This window comes from Streptomyces sp. NPDC002044 (genome assembly GCF_040296725.1).
Taxonomy (GTDB): Bacteria; Actinomycetota; Actinomycetes; order Streptomycetales; family Streptomycetaceae; genus Streptomyces; species Streptomyces antarcticus.
Genome location: NZ_JBEOXU010000258.1, coordinates 1 through 4,954, shown reverse-complemented (window position 1 = coordinate 4,954; position 4,954 = coordinate 1). Strand labels below are relative to the sequence as shown.

Genomic DNA, 4,954 nt, shown 5'->3' with positions numbered 1-4,954 from the left:
TCAGCCCGTCCAGCCACATCGGGTTGTACGAGCCCTCGACCACCGACCAGCCGCACAGCCCGTACGAGGCGCCCAGCAGCCCCGCCGCCCACCACGGGCCGCGGGCTTGCGTGCGCAGCAGCCAGGCCATGGCCGCCGCGGCCGCGGCCGTCTTGAGCACCGTGACCACGTACACCGCGAGGTCGATGCCGTCGCGCGGGAAGAGCCCGACGAGGGGGGCGAACGGACTGGTCAGGTAGGTGCCCAGGTCCGGCAGGAAGCTGGTCCCGTACCCGGACTGCCAGTTGACCAGCAGCCCGCCCCGGGCCCGGCCGTGGAGCAGGTCCCACAGGTGCGCGTGGAAGGGGACGAACTGGTTGCCGAAGTCGTTGACGCTGCGGTGGCGCGGGCCGTACGGGAAGACGCGGGCGACGGCGTCCCCCGCGCCCACGGCCACCGCCGTGAGCAGGGCGGCGGCGGCCGAGCCGAGCAGGCTCAGGCGGCGCGGAGAGCGGTGCGGTGTCGACATGGTGGGCCGACCCTGGCAGCGCCGGAGGTCCGAAGGATGGCCACCGGGTGAACACGCACCCCAACACCCCGGGAATCGTTGGTCGAACCGGTGGCCCGGACCACCCTGACTGCATACCATCGATCACCGCAAGGCTTGTGCACCGAAGCACAATCTCCCGGCCCTGGAGGCTCCTTTGCACCGTCGCGCAGCGCTCTCCGTCTCCGTCGCCCTGCTCCTGGCGGCCCCCCTGCTGTCCGCCTGTTCGGGCGGCCAGCCCCACGCGGGCACCGCGGCCGTCGTGGGCGGGGAGCGGATCACCACCTCCGCGCTCCAGGCCCAGGTCAACGACGTGCGCGCCGCGCAGAACCGTTCCGGGCAGGCCGCCGCCGAACTCATCGCGGCGACGCCCAACCTGGAGCGGCTCAAGCTCGGCTCGATGCTCCAGAGCCGCATCATCGACAAGATGGCCGACTCCGCCGGTCTCACGGTCACCACCAAGGAGATCGAGGAGGAGCGCAAGGCGTTCGCCGAGGGCAACGGCGGCGCCGCCCAGTTCGAGGCGCTGCTCCTGCAGAAGGCCGCCACCGCCCCCGGTCAGTCGGACCGGTTCCTCACCGACCGGGTGCTCCTCGCGAAGCTGAACGCCAAGTACGGCAACGGCAAGCTCGCCGAGCCCGCGGCGGCGGCCGCGAAGGCGCTCGACATCGAGGTGAACCCGCGCTACGGGGCGTGGGACGCCGCGCAGGTCCAGCTCGGCGAGGCGCAGACCCCCTGGATCACCCAGAAGACCCGCCCCGAGCAGGCCCCCGCCGGAGCCTGAGCCCGGCCGCCGGGGGTAGGTTCGCCGGGTGACCGACCACGTACCCGCCGAGCCCGTCCCCGCCGAGCCCACCGGCCGCATCGTCCTGCTGACCACCAGCCACCGGGTCGCCCCCGGGGTGCTGTCCTGGCCCGCCTGGCAGGTCCTGCACGCCGCGGACCGGGTGCTGTGCGCCGACCCCGCGCACCCGCAGCTGCCGTACCTGCGGGACGCGGGCATCGAGGTCGAGCGGGAAGCCCCGGACGCGCACGCGCTGGTGACGGCCTGCGCCGGCGGGCGGACCGTCGTGGTGCTCCCGGGCGGCGAGGGCGACCGGCGGCTGACCGACGGCCTGGCCCGGCTCGCGGGTTCGGGCCGGGTCTCCATGCCGGACCTGGAACTGCTGCCGGGCTCCTACGACCTGCCGGGCGCGCGCCTGCTCGACCTGGTCCAGGTGATGGACCGGATCCGGCGCGAGTGCCCGTGGTCCTCCCGCCAGACCCACCGGGGCCTGGCGAAGTACGGGATCGAGGAGGCGTACGAACTCGTCGAGGCCATCGAGGACGGGAACCGGACGGAGCTGCGCGAGGAGCTCGGCGACGTGCTCCTCCAGGTCGTCTTCCACGCGCGCATCGCCGAGGAGTACCGCGCGGAGGCCGAAGAGGGCGAAGACGGCGAAGGGCGCGAAGAGGGCGAAGAGGGAGAGGACGGCGACGGGCCGTTCTCCATCGACGACGTCGCCGGGACCCTGGTGGAGAAGCTGGTCCACCGCCACCCGCACGTGTTCGGGGACGCGACGGCGGACACCCCGGAAGACGTGGCGGCGCACTGGCTGCGGACCAAGGCGGTCGAGAAGCAGCGGGAGTCGGTCACCGACGGGATCCCGCTCGGCCAGCCCGGCCTCGCGCTCGCGGCCAAGCTCGCCGGCCGCGTCCGTACGGGCGCGGTGCCCGTGGAGCTGCCCCGCGGCGAGGGCATCGGCTACGAACTGCTGGCGCTGGCGGCGCGCGCCGAGGCGGCGGGGACCGACCCCGAGACCGCCCTGCGCGCGGCGGCCCGCGCCTACCGGGACGCGATCCGGGCCGCCGAGGGCGTCGGACCGTAGGCCGGGCCGGTCCGGGTGAACCCCGCTCAGGGGCGCGGTGCGCGGCCCGAGGGGTTGTGCCAGTGCGGTGCCGGGCGGTTCAGGAACCACTCGCCGAAGCCCAGCGGCCGGCCGCCGGGGCCGTTGCCCCGGCCCGCGCCGGGCACCGTGTCGTGGAAGATCCGGCCGGGCCGGGCGCCCAGCTCCTCCAGCAGGTACGCGGTCTCCTCGATGAACGGGGCCGGTCCGCTGAGGTAGACGTCCTGGTCGGGCCAGAGCGCGCGGTTGCTGAGGGCGGTGGCCAGCCGGTCGGTGGCCTGGTTGCGGTGCTGCCCGGGGGCGGGCGTGATGTAGGTGACGCCGAGCCAGGGGCACGCCCCCGCGTACGCGTCGATGAGCGGCCGGTCGTAGAGGTGCGCGGCGTCCCGGGCGACGACGAAGAGGCGTACGTCCTGATCGGGCGGATGCTCCGCGAGTTCCTCCAGCAGGGCCCGGACCGGAGCCCAGCCGGTGCCGGCCGCGATGAGGCTGACGGGCCGGTCCTCGCGGCGCAGGACGAGCTGCCCGCCGGCGGCGCCGAGGCGCAGCATGTCGCCGGGCCGCGTGTCGCGGACCAGGGTGGTGCTGAGCCGGCCGTCCTCGATCCGGCTGACGTGCAGGTCGACGGTGCCGTCGGGACGGGGCGCGTTGCCGAGTGAGTACGTGCGCCAGGTCGTCGGCACCCGCTCGCTGCTCACGCTCGCGTACTGACCCGGGAGATAGGGGAAGGGGAGCAGCGGCTTGAGCGTCACGACGCCGATGTCCTGCCCGTACTGGAGGTGACGGACGACCTCCGCGTCCCACCAGGGCGGATCCTCGCCTGCGTCGGCGCCCTCGGCCATCGCGTCGGCGATCATCTGGTACGCCTCGGTCCACGCCTTCTCCGCCTGGGGGGTCCAGGCGCTGCCGGAGGTCTCGGCGAGGGCGGCGATGAGGCTGGCGCCGACGGCCGCGTAGTGCTCGGGGCCGGCCAGGAACTTGCGGTGGTCGCGCCCGAGGTCGCGGAGATAGGGGAGCAGGGCCTCGCTCTCCAGCTCGGCGACGACGTGCGTGAGCGCGGCGAAGAGCCGGTCCCGCTGCCGTTCCATGTCCTCGCAGGACGCGGGGAAGAGCGCGCGGATCCCGGGGTTGTGCCAGAACAGGTGGGAGTAGAAGAACTTGACCGCGTGCTCGGCCCTTCTCTCCACCACCGCGAAACTGCTCTTCAAGATCCTCACATCCACAAAACCGAAAGTAGGAAGGGCCGCGAACCTGAGGTCAAGCGATGGCGGATCTACGGACAGCCGCGACGAAACACCCATAGGGGGTGGCGGGTGAACGCCGGGATACGGTCGTCGGGTGCATGAGCAGACTCCCGCGACACCAGCCGAGACCCCGTCCGAGGGCCCGTCCGCGACCCCGTCCGAGAACGCTTCGGCCACTCCGTCCGACGGCCCGTCCGAGTGCCCGTACCCCACCCCGGCCGCCCCCGGCCCGACCCTGTTCGACTGGGAGTTCGCGACCGACCCGTACCCGGCCTACGCCTGGCTGCGCGAGCACTCCCCGGTGCACCGCACCACGCTCCCCAGCGGTGTCGAAGCCTGGCTGGTCACCCGCTACGCCGACGCCCGCCAGGCCCTCGCCGACCAGCGGCTCAGCAAGAACCCGGCGCACCACGCGGAGTCCCCGCATGCCAAGGGCAAGACGGGCATTCCGGGCGAGCGCAAGGCCGAGCTGATGACCCACCTGCTCAACATCGACCCGCCGGACCACACCCGGCTGCGGCGGCTGGTGTCGAAGGCGTTCACCCCGCGCAGGGTGGCCGAGTTCGCCCCGCGCGTGCAGGAGCTCACCGACCACCTCATCGACCGGATCGTGGAGAAGTCCCGGGGCGCGGAGACGGGGGAGGCCGACCTGATCCACGAGTTCGCCTTCCCGCTCCCCATCTACGCCATCTGCGAGATGCTCGGCGTCCCGCGCGAGGACCAGGACGACTTCCGGGACTGGGCCGGGATGATGATCCGGCACGGCGGGGGTCCGCGCGGCGGCGTCGGGCGCGCGGTCAAGCAGATGCGTACGTACCTCGGCGAGCTCATCCACCGCAAAAGGGACGATCTGGGCGACGACCTGATCTCCGACCTGATCCGGGCGAGCGACCACGGGGATCACCTGACGGAGGGTGAGGCCACCGCGATGGCCTTCATCCTGCTGTTCGCCGGGTTCGAGACGACCGTGAACCTCATCGGCAACGGCGTCCACTCCCTCTTCATGAACCCGGACCAGCGCGAGCGCCTCCAGCGCTCCCTGGCGGCCGGGGAGCGCGGCCTGCTGGAGACCGGTGTCGAGGAGCTGCTGCGCTACGACGGGCCGGTGGAGCTCGCCACCTGGCGGTTCGCCACCGAGGCGCTGACCCTCGGGGGCCGGGCGGTGGCGGCCGGAGATCCGGTGCTGGTCGTCCTGGCGGCCGCCGACCGGGACCCCGGCCGCTTCGCCGACCCGGACGCCCTGGACCTCGCGCGCACCGACAACCAGCACCTCGGATACGGCCACGGCATCCACTACT

The 4,954-nt window shown here is 73.3% G+C and carries 5 protein-coding genes; 3 read left to right on the top strand and 2 right to left on the bottom strand.

The genetic code is table 11. From position 1 onward, the window contains the following. On the bottom strand, positions 1–508 hold a 508-nt coding region (locus tag ABT106_RS31040), incomplete at its 3' end, for a YfhO family protein (protein WP_351284155.1). A 175-nt stretch (positions 509–683) separates the two neighbouring features. Here ABT106_RS31040 and ABT106_RS31035 point away from each other — a divergent pair. Together ABT106_RS31035 and ABT106_RS31030 are read left to right on the top strand one after the other, a co-directional pair. Next, the gene (locus ABT106_RS31035; RefSeq protein WP_351284152.1) at positions 684–1,310 is read left to right on the top strand and encodes a SurA N-terminal domain-containing protein; all 627 of its coding nucleotides are present in this window, start codon (positions 684–686) and stop codon (positions 1,308–1,310) included. A 28-nt stretch (positions 1,311–1,338) separates the two neighbouring features. After that, positions 1,339–2,394, top strand: coding sequence for a nucleoside triphosphate pyrophosphohydrolase (locus ABT106_RS31030; protein ID WP_351284149.1), 1,056 nt, complete (start codon positions 1,339–1,341; stop codon positions 2,392–2,394). Between the two features lie 26 nt (positions 2,395–2,420). On the opposite strand, the gene ABT106_RS31025 is transcribed toward ABT106_RS31030, so the two are convergent. Then, positions 2,421–3,629 carry a globin domain-containing protein gene (locus tag ABT106_RS31025; RefSeq protein WP_351284146.1) on the bottom strand — a complete coding sequence of 403 codons (1,209 nt, stop codon included), beginning with the start codon at positions 3,627–3,629 and terminating at the stop codon, positions 2,421–2,423. A gap of 121 nt (positions 3,630–3,750) precedes the next feature. On the opposite strand from ABT106_RS31025, the gene ABT106_RS31020 reads away from it, so the two are divergent. Further along, positions 3,751–4,954 (top strand): cytochrome P450 family protein (locus tag ABT106_RS31020; protein ID WP_502979535.1); only part of this gene is annotated, 1,204 nt, incomplete at its 3' end.